Genomic DNA, 16,474 nt, shown 5'->3' on the forward strand with positions numbered 1-16,474 from the left:
AAAATGGGTCATAGCCATGAACATAATCATAGTCAAGGACATCACCATCATCATACCTCGAATAAGAGGGTACTATTTTGGAGCTTTGTAACCATCTTCACGTTTATGATTGTGGAAGCAATCGGAGGGTACCTAACAAATAGTCTTGCCTTGTTATCAGATGCGGGACATATGCTAAGTGATGCTGCAGCGCTGGGGCTAAGCTTACTTGCCTTTAAAATAGGTGAAAAGCAAGCCACCTCTGATAAAACATATGGGTACAAGAGATTTGAGATTATCGCAGCATTTATAAACGGATTAACTCTCATTGTCATTTCGCTCTATATTTTTTATGAAGCCTATCATCGTTTTCTTGAACCGCCTGAGGTGAGTGCAGGTATGATGTTTATAGCTATTATCGGCTTATTTGTAAATATTTTAGTGGCTTGGATGCTAATGCGTGGGGATTCTCATGATAACTTAAATATTAAAAGTGCACTTTTACATGTTTTCGGAGACCTATTAGGTTCTGTAGGAGCTATCATTGCCGGGATATTAATTATACTTTTCAATTGGAACATCGCTGATCCAATTGCTAGTGTCATCGTATCCGCTTTAATCCTTTTCTCCGGGGTTAGAATTGTAAGGGATTCTCTTCATATATTAATGGAAGGAAAGCCGGCAAACATCGATGTAACAGCTCTTAACGATTCTATTGGAAAACTTGATGGAATCGCTGATGTGCATGATTTACATGTTTGGTCCATTACATCAGAGTTTCCAGCATTAAGTTGCCATGTAGTTGTTAAGAACAACGTTGATAGGGACCAATTGTTAATTAATATAAATAACTTGGCGAAGAATACCTTCCATATTTCTCACTGTACGATCCAAGTTGAAGGAGAAAATACTTCCATTCATTCTAACTGTGATAATTGTGATTAGTTTTGGCTTTTTATTCCAGAACCTCCACGTTACTTTCCTGTGGAGGTTCTTTTGTTTCCCTCACAGCATAGGATAAGTTTTAGAAAGGAAACTTATTCAGCCATTGGCCCCCGTCTAACGTAATTACCTCTCCATTCATATACGCTGCTTTTTCGGACAGCATAAAATGTGCAAGGTCTGCAATTTCTTCTGGCTTACCTAATCTCCTCAGCGGAACAGATTGGATGGTACGCTTAGCCGCCTCCTCTGATTCGAATAATTTATCTGCCCCTCCTGTACGCTCGATTGGGCCTGGAGCAATCGCATTCACCCTTATTCCATATTTAGTCCCCCACTCGACAGCCAATGTTCGTGTCATATTTAACACTCCTGCTTTTGCAGCTGAAGAGTGAACTACACCAGCTCCCGCATTCCAAGCATAAGTTGCTACCATGTTAATAATCGAGCCTTTTATATTATGTTCTATCCAGTACTGCCCCACTTCTTTGCTACAATAAAACGTACCATTTAATACAATATTAATAACAGAATTCCACCCATTAACCGATAACTCTTCTGCTGGGACAATAAAGTTACCAGCTGCATTATTAATGAGATGATTGATAGCCCCAAAGTGTTCTACTGATTCCGCTACCACTCTTCTTACAGAATCGGGATCTCTTACATCTAATTGGATAGCATGAATCGAGCCCCCGACTTGTTCAAGCAATTCTTGTTTAACCGCTTTCAATTTGTCTTTGTCTCTTCCAGTTATGACTACGTTTAACCCCTCGGCTGCAAATTTCGCAGCCATATGCTTTCCCATACCACTTGTGCTCCCGGTTATGAGAACTGTTTGACCTTGCATTGTCATACCCTTCTCCCCTTCCTACTATTCATACTATTCGGAATCCGACCCAAAGTCAAAGAACAATTAATTAGGTGAATTTTTTTTAAAAACTGTTGTCTTAACATGTTATAATTTACTTTTAACGTATGAAATAGAAAGGTATGACCATATGAATCGACGTTCCTTTTTAAAAAGATCAATTGGCAGCTTACTGGCTCTGATAGGAATAGGTGGAGGTACTTACTATTACGCCAGGGATATCGAACCAAGGATGCTACAAGTTCAGAATGTGAAAATAATGGATGCTACAATCCCTGCATCATTTAATGATTTTAAAGTTGTACAATTCTCAGATACACATATTGGATTTCACTATAGTATAGAACAACTACAAAAGCTTGTTAATAGAATAAATGAAATAAACCCAGATCTAATCGTGTTTACTGGCGATTTGGTAGATGAACCCCATCTATACACATGGAATAATGATTTAATAAATGTTCTTCAATCTCTTGAAGCTCCTCGTGGGAAATTTTGGATTTATGGCAACCATGATCATGGAGGTTACGGAACAGAAAAAGTAAGAGACGTTATGGACGCTTCAGGCTTTACCCTCTTACAGAACGAGCATTCCGTAATCGAACAAAACAATGAGCGAATCATTCTTTCGGGTATTGATGATGTTATGCTTGGTAGCCCTAATCTAAGACAAGCCCTAGAAAATGTGAACCCTGACCTTTTCACGCTATTACTTGCACATGAGCCAGATTTTGTTGATGTAGCAGTAGACTACTCTGTTAACGTACAATTGTCAGGTCATAGCCATGGTGGACAGGTTCGTTTACCATTTATCGGGCATCTTTATACACCTAAGTATGCAGAGAAATATGTAGAAGGAAAATACTTACTAAACGACGGAAACCTACAACTTTTTGTTAATCGTGGTATTGGTACTACCCGTTTGCCATATCGTTTCTTATGTAAACCAGAGCTTCACGTGTACACCTTACACAAGGAATGATATTAACCCATCCTGCAATGCTTGCATAGACTATAAGGAATATAAGAATGAAAGGGAGATCATATTGTATAATCCCCATTATATGCCTTATCGCCAGCACCAGGACCAAGAAGATACACGTTTTTTCCCTGTCCTACCATTTTTGACGGGCCTTGCTTTCGGGCCATTACTATATGGTTCCTTCCAAGGTGGAGGATATCCTCCTTATCCTCCCGCACCTTACTATCACTATCCATATGGATATGGCTACAATCCTGGCCCACCGTATTATCAGCCGTATTACAATCCATACTAACGAGCACGCAGTCGATCTATTTAGTCGACTGCTGTTTTCGTTTACATTTTCGACATGGTTTTTTATCCTCCTTCATGCTAAAATTAATGAGATCTTAAAAGAATGGGGGCCATACATATGTCTACAAGGTCTAAATTACTTTTGTTATTTCTAGGATTGATATTACTATTGGCAGCTTGTGGTGAAAAAGATTATAATGGAGACTTTTCATACGAAGTAAGTGATTTCTCATACACTAACCAGAATAATGAACAATTCGACAGTGGCGAATTGGAAGGAAAATTCTGGATTGCTGATTTTATTTTTACTAACTGTGAGACTGTCTGTCCCAACATGACATCTAATATGGTTGATTTGCAAAAAATGCTTAAAGACGAAGGTTTAGAAGATGTAGAGTTCGTATCATTTAGTGTTGATCCTGAACATGACACCCCGGAGAAACTAAAAGAATACGCTGCCTCAAGAGGAGCTTCCTTTGACAATTGGAACCTGTTGACAGGGTATGAATTCCAAGAAATCAAAGAACTCTCTATTAAATCTTTTAAAACAATGTTAGAAGAAGCCCCTGATTCAGACCAAATGATTCATGGAATCAACTTTTTCGTTGTAACTCCAGAAGGAAATGCGATCAAAAAGTTTAATGGGACACAACCAGCAGAGATGGAAAATATCGTACAATATCTAAAAGAAGTTTATTAGTAGATGCGTTATAAAGTATGCAGAAAAGACCTACAATAAATAAATTTCTTCTTTGCATAACGGTCAATTTGCAAAATAAATCTTCATAAAAAAACTGAGCGGGTTCGGAGTATTTTCGAAAAACCGTTCAGTTTTTGCGTTATATTTACTACAACTATCTCTTTTTAAAAATCCCCTTCTTTAAGAATAAAACAGAAACCTCCTTATGCTGGTTGCGGTGTGAGAGACTTTGAGGTAGGATGTAGACAAGCTATATATTAGATCGTTTAACAATTTTGCAACAGAATCAATTTCAATTTAAAGTTCAAAGTAGTAGAAAGGAGAGAGAGCATGCATAACCAACAACTAAGAGATATTGCCAAAGCATTGTACACTGTAAATAGACATGCAAAAACTGCACCTGAACCACGACACCTATACTATATAAAGAAAGAAACTATAAATCGCCTTCTAAATGAAAAGAAAGCGAACAAAGTAGGATTACATTTTTCTGAACATCCAAAGTTTAGTAATCAGCATTCTACACTCCTTGTCAAAGTAGATGATTACTACTTTCATATTCCGCCATCAAAAAAGGATTTTCAACAGTTAAAACATTTGGGAGCACTCGATGAGAATTATCGAAATCCACAATGCAAAATGTCACTTTCTCAAGCTAAAAAAGTAATCTATGAATATATTGACTGGAAACCACAAGCTCCGTCAACTACCACACCCAAAAAATCATCCTACTATACTCCCTCTTCGCTGGGAAAAATGGAATGGCCACCAAGAAGGAAATCACACCGTTAAATAGGCTGTGATGTTTTAAACTTATATAGATAAGGTATACCTTTAGTAAAAGGAGGCCTTCCGTATGACTGAACTGAAAAATTTTATGTATGAACTGCACCGATACGCTGACCAAACCCATACTTTGAAAGATGCCTATGAAAAATTACCTGAAGCAGAAAAACAGAAGGTTATGAAAACAGCACCCGCATCTGTTCGCTCGCCTGAGGAATTCTTTCATCCGGTCTTTTCATGGTTGGAAACAATGCACAGTGAATATGGTGTTGAAAATGAAGAATAATCATCATCAAAGGATGATAGGAATACAACAAATAAACTCCCAATATTCTGGTGAGCCAACTCATTATAGCCTATAAAAAAATCAATAAATCCGAGCAATGACAAAATAACATTCGAAATCATATATGGTTTCGAATGTTATTTAATTACTTGGAGGAATTTTTAAGTGGTATACTTTCTAAATGAAGTTAGTTGACAAGTAAAAGGAGAAGCATTTTCCTTGCTAAATGGCTTTGTAACATTGCAAATTCTTGTTCCCTTCTAAATGTGCCTTACTACTCTCTGAGTTTACGAATTTATTTCGGAAAGTTTTCGCGTCATCTCGCAAGTTTAGCACCTCACTTATACGTTTGCTTTTCTTTCGGGTTCTGTATTAACTATGTTTTATAAATAGTACCCTAATTAGATTCCATATAACTAATCCAGCCCCAAAGTATGCCAATAGCTGGAGTGTTACTTTTAGAAAGAGACGGAACAATTCTGGTGAGAGTCCCAGCATAAAATAACTGGCAGATAGCATGATACAGAGAATTAAACTAACCATTATATAACTTAGGAGATCGAACACACGGTTCGTAATAAACCATTTCACAGCCGGTCTTACCAATAGATAGCCGATAGCTAAACCAATTGTTACTAAAATATATAGATAACTCGAATCCTCTAGTTTACTTTCCTGCACATTTGTAATTATATTTAAGAACAATGCTATACTTCCTTCCATACTCTTTTTAGCATTGTCCACTAGTTTACCTAACTTTATACTTCACTTTCTTTAACTCTAGAGGTGAAAAATCCCCATCTTTATTCAGATTGTAAAGTCTTGTTCTGGGCTCGTTCCTTCTTCAACATGACACTGTCGGACTGTCTTTTTTCCAAGCGGACTTCGATTTGCGATAACTCCCTTTTATCTTCCATAAGCTCTTGCTTATTTTGTTGAAAAAGTTGTTCGAAATTTAACGTTTTTGGTCGCATATGATACACTCCTTCTAGTATTATATAAAAGTATACCCTATTCTAACTGAAGTAGATCTAAATTTTTTGAACATTTTATAACATTTGAAAAAATGACCATGCAGGAGGCTATAATGGAACATATGTTGAACCAAAAACTTAAACAAATCGAAATATCTGGCATTAGGAAATTTTTTAATATGGTGGCGGATGAAGAGGATGTTATTTCTCTAACAATTGGACAACCTGACTTTCATACACCTGAACATATAAAACAGGCAGCAGTAAACGCATTGTCCTCAAACAAAACAGGTTATACACATAATGCTGGAATCCTTGAATTACGAAAGGCTATCGCTGCATATAATGAAGAGAAATATCATATCAGCTATGATCCTGATAAGGAAATTATCGTTACTACTGGTGCTTCTCAAGCCATCGATATTACTTTTAGGGGGATTTTAAATAGTGGAGATGAAGTAATTTTACCAGGACCTATCTATCCGGGGTACGAGCCACTTATCACCCTAGCCGGGGCGAAAGCAGTTTATGCGGATACCACAAATGATGCATTTAAACTTACAAAAGAGAATTTGGTTCAACATATTACAGATAGAACGAAATGTGTTGTTCTTCCCTACCCTTCCAATCCAACTGGTGCTTCTTTTACCAAAGAGGAACTAAACGAATTGGTGTCCGTATTAAAGGACAAAGATATTTTCATCTTGGCAGATGAAATTTATAGTGAATTAGTGTATGAAAGGCCACATTACTCTATCGCTTCGTTTGAATCAATTAGAGATAAAACAATTGTTATAAACGGCTTATCCAAGTCCCATTCGATGACAGGCTTTCGGATTGGTTATTTACTTGCACCATCATGGCTAGCAAAAGAATTATTAAAAGTACATCAGTACAATGTGTCTTGTGCATCATCCATAAGTCAATATGCTGCTCTTGAAGCATTAACGAATGGTAAAAATGATACGCTAATTATGCAGGAAGCCTATAATGTAAGAAGAGAATATGTATATAAAAGGTTAGTGTCTATGGGGCTGTCTGTTAATAAACCTGAGGGTGCATTTTACTTCTTCCCTAAATTTCCCATGAAAGAAATGGACTCTTTCCAGCTCGGATTGGAGCTTGTTCGTAAAGGAAAGGTTGCTTTAGTGCCAGGTAGTAGCTTTTCAGTGGTTGGAGAAGGATACATGCGTTTATCTTACGCATATGATTTAGAAACAATTAAAAAAGCATTAGATCGATTAGAAGGATTTTTGCAAATGTAAGGAAAGGGGCATCTAGTCGGCTTTACGAGAACTTTGCTTTTTCATATTGTCATAGAGATTCAGTAGGCGATCAAGTTCTTGACTGATTGCTACTGACTCTAAATTTGTGAAACCTTTTTCCAGAGCGACTTCGGTCATTTTTTTACGCAGAAATTCAATACGTTTTAAGAGTTTGTCTAATGCACACATTATCGTAGTTTGTCTGCCCCCTTCTATGTTAATTTACTTTACTTTAGCATAAATTTACAGATTGTGACAAGTTATTTTATACCACATTGTTTATAGGGTATAATATTTTTCCTTGTCATAAACTACAGCAGTTTTGAAACTCGATAACAATTGCTTACTATGCTACTATTATAGAGAAATGTATTTTGGAAAGGATGTCTTCGGTGACCGAACGAAAAAAGAAAAATGAATGGTTCGAATGGGCCAAAGCCATCATTATAGCTGTTTTAATAGCTCTTTTTTTACGTACTTTCTTATTTGCGACATCCATAGTCGATGGGGAAAGTATGGATCCTACTTTGAAGGATGGGGAAAGAGTAATCTTTAATAAGTTTGTTTACCTCGTTGGTGAACCAGAACGTGGAGATATTGTCATCATCGAAAGGCCCCTAAAAAACTATGTGAAACGAGTTATTGGATTGCCTGGAGATACAATTGAAATAAATGGTAGTAGCCTATATATAAATGGGGAAAAATACGAGCAAACATTTCTTAGTGAAGAAGCAGAAATGCAAACCGGAAGCTATGGACCAATCGAGGTCCCTGAGGACAATTACTTTGTAATGGGAGATAATCGTGCGATCAGTAAAGATAGCAGAAATGGCCTTGGCTTTATTGAGGAAGATAATATTATTGGCAGATCAGAATTAATCATCTTCCCATTCGATGAATGGTCGCTAACTAGGTAAAGCACTGTGGGTTCAGCTACAATAACTTCCCATATTTCTCTAAAAAGACAGACAAGCAGTCTGTCTTTTTTTATCTTTCATTGTCATATAAACAAAATCCAATATTCATTAATAGGATACCAAAACAAACAATCCCAAATACTGCTTCAAGCATGCTTATGCACCCCCTGCCCCAAATCTTCTTTCGATCATATCACCTATTTGTTACCCTTTCATCATATCAATATCTTCTCCCTAAATAAAGCAAAAATGTGATAAAATAAAGTAGTATATTTTCATTTGACAAACTTCGAGAGATTTTGGGAGGCACATAATGCTACACTGCCCTTATTGCGGATCATCTATAAAAAGCGACGAACATTACTGTATTACTTGTGGGGAAAAACTTCCTCTTGATATAAATGAGCGATTTATAACTTCAAAAAAATTCAACAAATTTTGGTTGCTTCCTCTTTCTGTTTTTTTCGTGATACTTCTTTTTTCTGGATTACTCTATCTAATCCTGGAAAATAAGACGAATGAAGCGCAGGCATTATACGCCGAGGGTGAAGAACTTGTATTAAAAGGGGATTACGCAAAAGCTAATGAAACATTTGAAACTGTCCTAGAGTACAAGCCACATTTCACGCAGGCAGAGATTTCACTGAGTTTCTTAAGTAAAGCGATTCAGGCAGAATCTTCCCTAGAAAAGGCTGAAAAGCTGTTAGAAGAAGATAAATACCAAGAGGCCCTTTCTCTTATTAATGATTCAGAGAGCGATCTAAATACCTTTAATGGTCCTGGAATAAATAAATTGATTTCTGACATAGGTGCAACAAGAAATAATATAAAGCTTGAACAAATAAAGAATGTACTGAACAAAGAATCTAACATTGATGAATTAAAAATATTACTGTGGGATGCAGAGGCAATAGATAGTACGGAAGCTAATACTATTACCACAAGCATTCGAGAGCAAATAGTAGATTATACGTATACGAAAGCGAATGAACAATTAAACAGCAAGCAATTTAATGATGCTCAGATTATCGTGGAAGACGGGCTGAAATATGCCCCCGACTCAGAGAAACTTCGGAGTCTTAAGACAACAATAGATAAGGAACAGGTGGCTTTCGAAACGGCCCAAGAGCAAAGAATTGAGCAGGCTATGACAACTGCTGAAGAGGAAAGGCAGTTGAATGAAACGGATGCAATTGAACTGGTTGAAGTTGACCTATCAAAGGACAAACAAGGTAAACTTGTTGTACAAGGTGAAGTAAAAAGCGTCGCAACCATTCCTGTAAATTCCGTTTTAATCAATTATTCTCTTGCAACAAAGGAAGGAAACGAAATACTAACAAACGAAGTGTTTGTCTTTCCGGATAAATTATACCCCGGTGAAACAGGTAAGTTTGAATATACTCATTTCGACATAGATGAAAAAGGAAAAGATCTGAATATTGAGGTTCAGAAAATTACTTGGTACACAGACTGACTTCCCCCAAAAGAGGTGTTTTTATTGCATAAAAAGAAATATCTTCCTATCATCCTTTCCGTGTTGTTACTCACGGTAGGAATTGTACTTTGTGTTTTAATGTACAATAGTTGGAATGATGAAGAAATCTCTGTTAATAACCCTACTATTAACAAAGTTAACGTTAATGAAGAAACACTAGATCTTAAATCCATTATTCATGAGGCTGAAAAAAACGTTATTCAAATAGAAGCGCAAAATGACGAAAGTACGCTTACAGGTTCTGGATTCTTATTTAATGAAAAAGGAGATATAATAACGAATGCCCACGTAATTCGTGATGCAGATACCATATATGTTAGAACGGCTAACGCACAAATATATCCTGCTGCTGTTGTTGGCATTGGTGAAAGTCTTGACGTTGCAGTTATCCGGGTACCACAGCTCGCAGGTAAAAATTATTTAGAAGTGGAAAAAGATCTTAATGCGGAGATTGGTGATGAAATTATTGCCCTGGGTAGTCCTCATGGTTTTCAAAATACCGTGACACTTGGAATCATTTCCGGTGCAGAGCGCAATTTCTCAGTTGATGGCTTTGATTACTCTAATGTATATCAAATCTCTGCTCAAATCACCCACGGCAATAGTGGGGGCCCTTTAATTCATAGAAATACAGGAAAAGTAGTTGGAATTAATTCTGTAGGTACAGAGGATGGTACCATCGGATTTAGCATCCCGACAAATGAAGTAATCGGTGACATAGAAAAGTGGTCAAATGAGGCCCAGAATGAGAATTTAGAGTTTACAAGCACAACAGATATTATTGACACAAACACCCCTGAACAATTTATGGAGGATGCAGAGTACCTGATTGACTATTTCCTGGAAAGTATTGATATAAGAGATTATGTTAATGCATATACACTGCTGGGGAGTAATATGCAATCCCAAACCTCTTACCAAGACTTTCGTGAAGAGTACATTCATATCGTAAAGTTAGAGTATAGCGATCTAACTAGCAATGTAACCGAGACGAATACAGTCAAAACAACTGTAGAAGTTGAAATTGAGAGCAAACTAGAAAATAAAGAGAAGACGGAAAAGAAGAAACATACTTTTGAATTTATTACGGATTATGAAAATGACCAATTAAAAATTGTAGAGATTATCGATAATACAGATTAATAATTCCTCTCACTAACCTGTTACCTTCCTGTGGTAGCAGGTTTATTTTTTGAACTAGGCATTCGTCTATACAATTCTAAACGATATACATATAGTAAACTGTAAGAACAAGGGGAGGTGAAAAGAATGGGTTACGGCTATGGCGGATTCGGCGGCGCTGGTTGTGGCGGCGGTAGTGGTTATGGAAATAACTTTGCACTAATTGTAGTGCTTTTTATTCTTTTAATCATTGTAGGTGCAGCTTTTTATTGCTAATTAAACAACAAGCTTGCGCTATTTCATTAATAGCGCAAGCTTGTTTTTCTTATCCTGCTGTTAACAATTGAATTAGCTTTGCTGGTGGTAAAGGTTTACTAAAATAATATCCTTGCATTTCATCACAATTTTCTTCCCTGAGAAATTCAATCTGTTCATGTGTTTCTACTCCCTCAGCAATTACTTTCATATTTAAGGAATGTGACATATGTATAATTGATTTTACGATGGCTTTATTTTGCTTTTGTGAAGCATCCATAAACGTCTTATCAATCTTTAACTTCGTAACTGGAAACACACTTAAATATCGTAATGATGAGTAACCTGTGCCAAAATCATCAATGGAGACAAGGACTCCAAGCTCCCTTAATTGCTGTAAAGTGTTAAGAATGTAGTGCTCGTTTGTCATTGCCATACTTTCTGTGATTTCGAGTTCTAAATATTTTGGATCCAGCCCCGTTTCCTTTAAGGTATTCTTTATTTTGGTAACGAGGTTTTTTTGGTGAAACTGTTTCGCTGACAAATTAACACTTACAATAACAGGGTCATACCCTTTTCCCTGTAAAAGTTTATTTTGCCTACAGGCTTCGTACATAACCCAGTCACCAATTTCTATTATCAGCCCTGTTCGTTCGGCAAGCGAAATAAAATCTAATGGTGGAATATACCCTTTTTCTGGATGATTCCAGCGAAGCAATGCTTCCATCCCGACTATTCCCCCTGTAAGCAAATTTTTCTGGGGCTGATAATGTAATTCAAACTGTTCTTTTTGTAGAGCTTTCCGTAAGTCACTTTCCATTGTAAGCATTGATTTAAAGTTCTCAGAAATAGATGTTTCAAACATTTTATAATTATTACGGTGTTTTTCCTTAATTACATGCATCGCAGATTGAGCGTGAGTCAGCAATGCCTCTGGTGATTTTCCGTTATTCGGATAGACGCTGATTCCAATACTAATAGACGTATAAATGTCGTGTTCTCCAATTTTGACAGGACTCTCAAATTCCACAATAAGATCTTCAGCAAGTTTTACGGTATGCTCCTTTGCCTTTATCCCATTTTGAAGCAAAAGAAATTCATCCCCGCCTATTCTTGCAATGAACGTATCAGGCCCTAGAAAAGATTTCAATTTATCGCTTATTGCTTTTAATAACTTATCCCCAAAAGAATAACCAAGCGTTTCATTTATCTCTTTGAAATAATCAATATCAAGAAAATATACAGCAAGCTGCTCTTCTCCTAATTTCTTAGACTTATTGATTGCTTCATCAAGTATTTTCATAAAAAAGTTTCGGTTTGGAAGATCTGTCAGCTCATCATAATATGCCATGTATTCGATTCGCTTTTCATTTTTCACCTGGTCTGTAACGTTTTTAATAAGAAAGATCCGGGCGCCCTCTTTGCCATGATAGCTAGAATAATCTAATACTTGAATATAAACCGGAGAGCCGTTGCTCTTTTTCCCTGCCAGAATCCCGCTCTCGGTTCCCTTCCACCACTCCGCGTCTATTGTTCCTTTATTAAGCTGTAAAAGTTCGCTAAGTCGAATCGATTTAAGTTGGATACGGGAATACTGAAAAATCGTTGCAAACGATTCATTACAATCTATAATTTTGTCGCCGTCGAGGATAAGTAATCCTTCGCTTTCTTTTACTGTATCTTTAATTTGGAACGTTCCTCCACCTGGTAGCTCGAGGGGCTTAAGAACAATTCCATAGGTGTCCTCTTTTAAGAAAACACACTTGGCTTCAAGAAAGGTTGCATGATCTCGTTTAAGTGGCAAAATACAGGTACAGTTTACTGCCGCTTTCATTTTTTCGAAATCAAAGTAGTCATTTAGGTTAGCTAAAACGTTGTCTTTATTACAGCCTATTAACTTATATGCCGCGTTGGTCCCTGCCAAAAGCGTGCCACTATGATCAACAAACATTATGGGCTCGTTTAAACTGGATAGCAAATTTTGATTAAATGGAAAAAAAGTGTCTTCCATAGTAATGCTCCCTCCATCTTAGCCAATGATAATTTTCTCTTTAGGATAACGATACTTACCGCTTCTTTTTCTATTTTTAAAAGTAAATAATAATGTAATGATCCCTACGCGCCCTATGAACATTAACAACATCAGAATCACTTTGCTAATTGGCTGCAAATCGCTGGTGATACCTAAAGATAGCCCAACCGTACCAAATGCGGAAGTTACTTCATATAATATTTGGGATAGAGAGAACGGTTCAATGATTGACATGATCATCATGGAAAGGAACACAATAACGATAGCCATTAGTGCTACTGCAACAGCTTTAATTAGGTCTTCATCATACACTTCTCTTTTGAAAATGCGAATACTACTTCCACCACGGGCGTATGTAATGATAAAAATGACCACAAGAGCAAAGGTTGTTGTCCTGATCCCGCCTCCCGCACTACTAGGAGAAGCACCGATAAACATCAACAAGGACATAAATAAGTGGTTGGATTCCGTTAATTGCGTGACATCCATTGTTGTGAGGCCTCCACTTCGCGTTGTTACCGACTGAAACAATGCGTAAAAGAAAGACTCGTGCCATGATTTATCTGCAAAAAAGTGATTAAAATCAAGAATATAGATGAACAAAGCACCAATAACAACGAGTATTGAGAAGGTAAATGTTGTCAGCTTTGTATACAAACTAAACCGTATCCTTTTTCTATTTTCTTCTTTTTCGAACAAATATTCTTTTACCTCGATGAGGACAGGGAAACCAATCGCTCCGAAAATAATGAGAAGAATATTAATGAATTGAACAAAATAGTCATTACGATACGGTATTAAGGATTGACCTGTTATATCAAATCCACCATTGGTAATTGCACTAATTGTTCCAAAAAAACCTTGTAGATAGGCTTCACCGGGAGTCGGGAAATAACGCAAGAAATATGTACCCAACACAATAAACCCGATTAGTTCAATGGTAAGCAGCACGAAAACAATTTGCTTAATTAAACGGACCATTCCTTCAAAAGTAGTCTGATTCTGATCCGCCATAATAAGCCGTCGCTCTTTTAAACCAATTTTTTTTCCTAATAATAGCCAGATGAACGTACCAATAGCCATTATCCCAACTGCACCGAGCTGTAGAATAAAGGCCAAAACAAGAATACCTGGCGTGCTCAGCGTGTCTGCTATGGTAATTGTACTGAGCCCTGTAACACTTAAGGCACTAACTGCAGTAAATAGTATATCAATAAATTCTACTCGTACATTCTCCTGGTATACAAAAGGTAGTGACATGAGAATAGTTGACACAATTACTGCAAAGAAATAAAACACGAGCAACACCTGTACCGGTGATAATTTATTTATCCATTTAAAAAATGGACTCCAATAATTCATACTTCCTAACTCCTAACACTTAACTAATGCTTACTACGCCTTTAAAAGCTGTAATGTCACTAACATTATAACAGGCGGTGGTAAGAATTGCTTGCAATTTCGACAAATTCAGGCATCCACCTAAGTCGGCATCATAATATCCGCTGTTTAAACACTGGTAAAAGCGCATTTCCCCGATATCCTTCATCTATCAGGGTAGAGAGTAATAATTCCACTTTACTCGTTTTTTGATCGACCAGTTTCCCGATGAATAATACGTTCATATTATCACCAATATCATTTACCCCTGTAATGTTAGTAATAAAAATAGCAGGTTCATTGCTCTCTGTTGTTATCTTAGCACGAATAATAATCTCACTCTTTTCTTCATAAAGTCTATGTAAAAAGGATGAGTACGCACGGCTAACATACGCTTCTACAGTCCATCTTAGTTGATCATCTTCTCTGTTTATAATCAACCCGTCCATAAGGTCTAAGGAATGACGTTCTATACCATCGTCGTTTAGTTCTAGTATTTGTAAACTCTTTAATTTAAAAGTCTTCATTGCCTTCCTCCATTCGTCGATGAATTAAAAGGTTTTTCTATTATCATTAAAAGTGTATCAGAAATGCATACGATTGAATATATTTATATGAATTTCTTATTATGTTTGGTCAGCTAAGAGGTCGGGTAACTATTTAATAAATAATAGTTATGAGGAGAGATTAAGATGTCAGAACTGTCATCATATAAAATACAATTAAACCAAAATATCCACACCCAAGACATTGTAAAGATTCATCATTACGCTGTTAAGAACGATGTAAATATGTACCTTTATCGAGATCACCTTATTGCTGATACAAAAAACCTACCAAAACTACTATCCTTTTTCCTTCTTTGCAGAAAAAATCAATCATTGGTTCTTATTATTGATGGACAAGATGCAAAAGAAGTGTATTATATGATTTCACAATTACTTAATAAGTCAATAAAAGTCGAACTTAGAAAAGAAAACATAATGGAAAAAGATAAGACTGTTCTCATTTAAAGTACATTTTAGATTAGATAAAGTGAAACTAACAATCAGTGGGGGGTTTCCGTTCTTCCCCCACTGATTGTTAGTTGAACGAATCGGGGTGGTAGCGTCCGTTTTCTCCCACTCAAAACTAGTTTCACCTCATGTTTTGAAGTGGGAGTCTTACGGACGGTTGCACCGGGATAACTTGCATTCGCTTGTCTTTTCTTATACTTGGGTCTACAAATTCAAACTATGTCGTCATTGCATCCTATCCTACCATATGTACTTTCCTTCTTAAAATTAAAAGGAGCCTTGCTATAAAAGCTTGGCTCCTTTTTAATTAAACTCTAACTCTTCAACATGCTCGATCATAATTCTTTCCTCGGTATCGGTAAATAACCTGGCGTTTACATATAATGAGCTACCCTCTATGTTGTCAATCTCCGTTATTACTACTGGGTCCTGTGGGTAGTATACATTCCCTTTACTCAGTTTTTTTGTCACCATACTCCCTGTAAAAGTGGGTTTCTTATCTTTCAAGGAAACGGAAACCAATGGTGACTGATGTTTAATTTCAACAGGTTCCTCTCCCACATACTGAATGGACTGACGAACCTCTATTCCTTCTTCTACCTGAATTACACTCATATGTAAAATGAAATCTCCTTGCTGTTTTGAAAAAGATTTGTTTTCTGCAAGGATAGTATGTCCTCCAGCAAATTGCTGATAAATAAAAACGAATAAGCAAAGAATAAATAGTACCCCTATAAATATATACCTTCTTTTCATTGTATCTCTCTCCTACTTTTTATAAAAATAAGGTCGGCCGTTTTGTTCGCTTATATTATAAGACGGATTTGGTAGTGGAAATGTTTCAACTTTTTCAATATTTTTATAAAAAATGGGTATAAAAGGAAATTTATTAACTGTATATATAATTCTCTTCTTTGTCATTATAAGTAGTGACATTCTTACGAAGGAGGATACACATGACAGTTGGTAGCCAAGTAAAACAGACCATTGCTGGATTAAAGAGTGCACAGGCAAGCTTCGAGCAGTTTGCCCTACAAACAGAAAACAAACAGGCAAAGAAATTATACGAAGACGCAGCACAGCAAACAATGTCTATTCTGCAATCAGTAGAACCAAGAGTTCAACAAATGGAGAAAGAAGAGCCCCAGTATAAGGGTTTCTAAATATAGATAAGTCAA

General features: G+C 36.6%; 20 protein-coding genes and 1 pseudogene. 13 read left to right on the forward strand and 8 right to left on the reverse strand.

Annotated features, from left to right (window positions below; genetic code table 11):
- The first annotated feature begins 3 nt into the window (after positions 1 to 3).
- Positions 4 to 924: a cation diffusion facilitator family transporter gene (locus ACTWPF_RS11720; RefSeq protein WP_106896524.1), complete on the forward strand. Its 921-nt coding sequence runs from the start codon at positions 4 to 6 to the stop codon at positions 922 to 924.
- Positions 925 to 1,003: 79 nt separating this feature from the next.
- Here the strand turns inward: ACTWPF_RS11720 and fadH are convergent, their stop codons facing one another.
- A complete protein-coding gene (fadH, locus tag ACTWPF_RS11725; RefSeq protein ID WP_106898510.1) occupies positions 1,004 to 1,771 on the reverse strand; it encodes a 2,4-dienoyl-CoA reductase in 768 nt (255 codons plus the stop codon).
- A gap of 151 nt (positions 1,772 to 1,922) precedes the next feature.
- Here fadH and ACTWPF_RS11730 point away from each other — a divergent pair, with 151 nt between their 5' ends.
- The 5 genes from ACTWPF_RS11730 (at position 1,923) to ACTWPF_RS11750 (ending at position 4,840) form a co-directional block, all read left to right on the forward strand.
- Positions 1,923 to 2,774 (forward strand): metallophosphoesterase, encoded by an 852-nt coding sequence (locus ACTWPF_RS11730; RefSeq protein ID WP_106896523.1) that lies wholly within the window; start codon positions 1,923 to 1,925, stop codon positions 2,772 to 2,774.
- A gap of 64 nt (positions 2,775 to 2,838) precedes the next feature.
- Positions 2,839 to 3,069, forward strand: coding sequence for a penicillin-binding protein (locus tag ACTWPF_RS11735; protein WP_443149206.1), 231 nt, complete (start codon positions 2,839 to 2,841; stop codon positions 3,067 to 3,069).
- A gap of 117 nt (positions 3,070 to 3,186) precedes the next feature.
- Positions 3,187 to 3,768 carry an SCO family protein gene (locus ACTWPF_RS11740; RefSeq protein ID WP_106896522.1) on the forward strand — a complete coding sequence of 194 codons (582 nt, stop codon included), beginning with the start codon at positions 3,187 to 3,189 and terminating at the stop codon, positions 3,766 to 3,768.
- A 330-nt stretch (positions 3,769 to 4,098) separates the two neighbouring features.
- Complete coding sequence (locus ACTWPF_RS11745; protein WP_106896521.1) at positions 4,099 to 4,560, forward strand: YkyB family protein; 462 nt, start codon at positions 4,099 to 4,101, stop codon at positions 4,558 to 4,560.
- Between the two features lie 64 nt (positions 4,561 to 4,624).
- Positions 4,625 to 4,840 carry a hypothetical protein gene (locus tag ACTWPF_RS11750; protein ID WP_106896520.1) on the forward strand — a complete coding sequence of 72 codons (216 nt, stop codon included), beginning with the start codon at positions 4,625 to 4,627 and terminating at the stop codon, positions 4,838 to 4,840.
- A 372-nt stretch (positions 4,841 to 5,212) separates the two neighbouring features.
- Here the strand turns inward: ACTWPF_RS11750 and ACTWPF_RS11755 are convergent, their stop codons facing one another.
- Together ACTWPF_RS11755 and ACTWPF_RS11760 are read right to left on the reverse strand one after the other, a co-directional pair.
- Entirely contained in the window at positions 5,213 to 5,545 is a 333-nt protein-coding gene (locus ACTWPF_RS11755) for a hypothetical protein (RefSeq protein WP_106896519.1), read from the reverse strand.
- 98 nt (positions 5,546 to 5,643) lie between these two features.
- On the reverse strand, positions 5,644 to 5,814 hold the full coding sequence (locus tag ACTWPF_RS11760; RefSeq protein WP_106896518.1) for an FbpB family small basic protein: 171 nt from the start codon (positions 5,812 to 5,814) through the stop codon (positions 5,644 to 5,646).
- Between the two features lie 113 nt (positions 5,815 to 5,927).
- Here ACTWPF_RS11760 and ACTWPF_RS11765 point away from each other — a divergent pair, with 113 nt between their 5' ends.
- A complete protein-coding gene (locus ACTWPF_RS11765) occupies positions 5,928 to 7,079 on the forward strand; it encodes an aminotransferase A (RefSeq protein ID WP_443149207.1) in 1,152 nt (383 codons plus the stop codon).
- A gap of 12 nt (positions 7,080 to 7,091) precedes the next feature.
- Here the strand turns inward: ACTWPF_RS11765 and ACTWPF_RS11770 are convergent, their stop codons facing one another.
- Positions 7,092 to 7,268, reverse strand: a complete 177-nt coding sequence (locus ACTWPF_RS11770; protein WP_106896516.1) for an aspartyl-phosphate phosphatase Spo0E family protein — start codon at positions 7,266 to 7,268, stop codon at positions 7,092 to 7,094.
- A 203-nt stretch (positions 7,269 to 7,471) separates the two neighbouring features.
- Here ACTWPF_RS11770 and lepB point away from each other — a divergent pair, with 203 nt between their 5' ends.
- The 4 genes and pseudogenes from lepB to ACTWPF_RS11790 all read left to right on the forward strand — a co-directional run.
- Complete coding sequence (gene lepB, locus ACTWPF_RS11775; RefSeq protein ID WP_443149208.1) at positions 7,472 to 7,996, forward strand: signal peptidase I; 525 nt, start codon at positions 7,472 to 7,474, stop codon at positions 7,994 to 7,996.
- A 313-nt stretch (positions 7,997 to 8,309) separates the two neighbouring features.
- Positions 8,310 to 9,470 carry a zinc ribbon domain-containing protein gene (locus ACTWPF_RS11780; RefSeq protein WP_443149209.1) on the forward strand — a complete coding sequence of 387 codons (1,161 nt, stop codon included), beginning with the start codon at positions 8,310 to 8,312 and terminating at the stop codon, positions 9,468 to 9,470.
- A 15-nt stretch (positions 9,471 to 9,485) separates the two neighbouring features.
- Positions 9,486 to 10,634, forward strand: a complete 1,149-nt coding sequence (locus ACTWPF_RS11785; protein ID WP_443149210.1) for a S1C family serine protease — start codon at positions 9,486 to 9,488, stop codon at positions 10,632 to 10,634.
- A 177-nt stretch (positions 10,635 to 10,811) separates the two neighbouring features.
- Positions 10,812 to 10,889 (forward strand): annotated as a pseudogene (locus ACTWPF_RS11790) (YjcZ family sporulation protein); the annotation flags it as partial.
- A gap of 49 nt (positions 10,890 to 10,938) precedes the next feature.
- Here ACTWPF_RS11790 and ACTWPF_RS11795 read toward each other — a convergent pair.
- From ACTWPF_RS11795 to ACTWPF_RS11805, 3 genes are all read right to left on the reverse strand, one after another.
- A complete protein-coding gene (locus tag ACTWPF_RS11795) occupies positions 10,939 to 12,879 on the reverse strand; it encodes a putative bifunctional diguanylate cyclase/phosphodiesterase (protein WP_443149211.1) in 1,941 nt (646 codons plus the stop codon).
- A gap of 18 nt (positions 12,880 to 12,897) precedes the next feature.
- Positions 12,898 to 14,262, reverse strand: coding sequence for a TrkH family potassium uptake protein (locus tag ACTWPF_RS11800; RefSeq protein WP_106896513.1), 1,365 nt, complete (start codon positions 14,260 to 14,262; stop codon positions 12,898 to 12,900).
- Positions 14,263 to 14,393: 131 nt separating this feature from the next.
- Complete coding sequence (locus ACTWPF_RS11805; RefSeq protein ID WP_106896512.1) at positions 14,394 to 14,807, reverse strand: YwpF family protein; 414 nt, start codon at positions 14,805 to 14,807, stop codon at positions 14,394 to 14,396.
- 165 nt (positions 14,808 to 14,972) lie between these two features.
- On the opposite strand from ACTWPF_RS11805, the gene ACTWPF_RS11810 reads away from it, so the two are divergent.
- Positions 14,973 to 15,293, forward strand: coding sequence for a hypothetical protein (locus ACTWPF_RS11810; protein WP_106896511.1), 321 nt, complete (start codon positions 14,973 to 14,975; stop codon positions 15,291 to 15,293).
- A gap of 306 nt (positions 15,294 to 15,599) precedes the next feature.
- On the opposite strand, the gene ACTWPF_RS11815 is transcribed toward ACTWPF_RS11810, so the two are convergent.
- Positions 15,600 to 16,052: a hypothetical protein gene (locus ACTWPF_RS11815; protein WP_106896510.1), complete on the reverse strand. Its 453-nt coding sequence runs from the start codon at positions 16,050 to 16,052 to the stop codon at positions 15,600 to 15,602.
- Between the two features lie 200 nt (positions 16,053 to 16,252).
- Between ACTWPF_RS11815 and ACTWPF_RS11820 the strand changes: the two genes are divergently transcribed.
- On the forward strand, positions 16,253 to 16,459 hold the full coding sequence (locus ACTWPF_RS11820; protein WP_106896509.1) for a DUF1657 domain-containing protein: 207 nt from the start codon (positions 16,253 to 16,255) through the stop codon (positions 16,457 to 16,459).
- Positions 16,460 to 16,474 lie beyond the last annotated feature (15 nt).

Source organism: Oceanobacillus sp. M65, from assembly GCF_052246275.1.
Lineage (GTDB): Bacteria > Bacillota > Bacilli > Bacillales > Amphibacillaceae > Oceanobacillus_B > Oceanobacillus_B jordanicus.

What these genes read in the sequence shown, in the direction of transcription:
- ACTWPF_RS11720 (WP_106896524.1), top strand. Translation starts at nt 4, where the DNA reads ATGGGTCATAGCCATGAACATAATCATAGTCAAGGACATCACCATCAT.
- fadH (WP_106898510.1), bottom strand. Translation starts at nt 1,771, where the DNA reads ATGCAAGGTCAAACAGTTCTCATAACCGGGAGCACAAGTGGTATGGGA.
- ACTWPF_RS11730 (WP_106896523.1), top strand. Translation starts at nt 1,923, where the DNA reads ATGAATCGACGTTCCTTTTTAAAAAGATCAATTGGCAGCTTACTGGCT.
- ACTWPF_RS11740 (WP_106896522.1), top strand. Translation starts at nt 3,187, where the DNA reads ATGTCTACAAGGTCTAAATTACTTTTGTTATTTCTAGGATTGATATTA.
- ACTWPF_RS11745 (WP_106896521.1), top strand. Translation starts at nt 4,099, where the DNA reads ATGCATAACCAACAACTAAGAGATATTGCCAAAGCATTGTACACTGTA.
- ACTWPF_RS11750 (WP_106896520.1), top strand. Translation starts at nt 4,625, where the DNA reads ATGACTGAACTGAAAAATTTTATGTATGAACTGCACCGATACGCTGAC.
- ACTWPF_RS11760 (WP_106896518.1), bottom strand. Translation starts at nt 5,814, where the DNA reads ATGCGACCAAAAACGTTAAATTTCGAACAACTTTTTCAACAAAATAAG.
- ACTWPF_RS11765 (WP_443149207.1), top strand. Translation starts at nt 5,928, where the DNA reads ATGGAACATATGTTGAACCAAAAACTTAAACAAATCGAAATATCTGGC.
- ACTWPF_RS11770 (WP_106896516.1), bottom strand. Translation starts at nt 7,268, where the DNA reads ATGTGTGCATTAGACAAACTCTTAAAACGTATTGAATTTCTGCGTAAA.
- ACTWPF_RS11780 (WP_443149209.1), top strand. Translation starts at nt 8,310, where the DNA reads ATGCTACACTGCCCTTATTGCGGATCATCTATAAAAAGCGACGAACAT.
- ACTWPF_RS11795 (WP_443149211.1), bottom strand. Translation starts at nt 12,879, where the DNA reads ATGGAAGACACTTTTTTTCCATTTAATCAAAATTTGCTATCCAGTTTA.
- ACTWPF_RS11800 (WP_106896513.1), bottom strand. Translation starts at nt 14,262, where the DNA reads ATGAATTATTGGAGTCCATTTTTTAAATGGATAAATAAATTATCACCG.
- ACTWPF_RS11805 (WP_106896512.1), bottom strand. Translation starts at nt 14,807, where the DNA reads ATGAAGACTTTTAAATTAAAGAGTTTACAAATACTAGAACTAAACGAC.
- ACTWPF_RS11810 (WP_106896511.1), top strand. Translation starts at nt 14,973, where the DNA reads ATGTCAGAACTGTCATCATATAAAATACAATTAAACCAAAATATCCAC.
- ACTWPF_RS11815 (WP_106896510.1), bottom strand. Translation starts at nt 16,052, where the DNA reads ATGAAAAGAAGGTATATATTTATAGGGGTACTATTTATTCTTTGCTTA.
- ACTWPF_RS11820 (WP_106896509.1), top strand. Translation starts at nt 16,253, where the DNA reads ATGACAGTTGGTAGCCAAGTAAAACAGACCATTGCTGGATTAAAGAGT.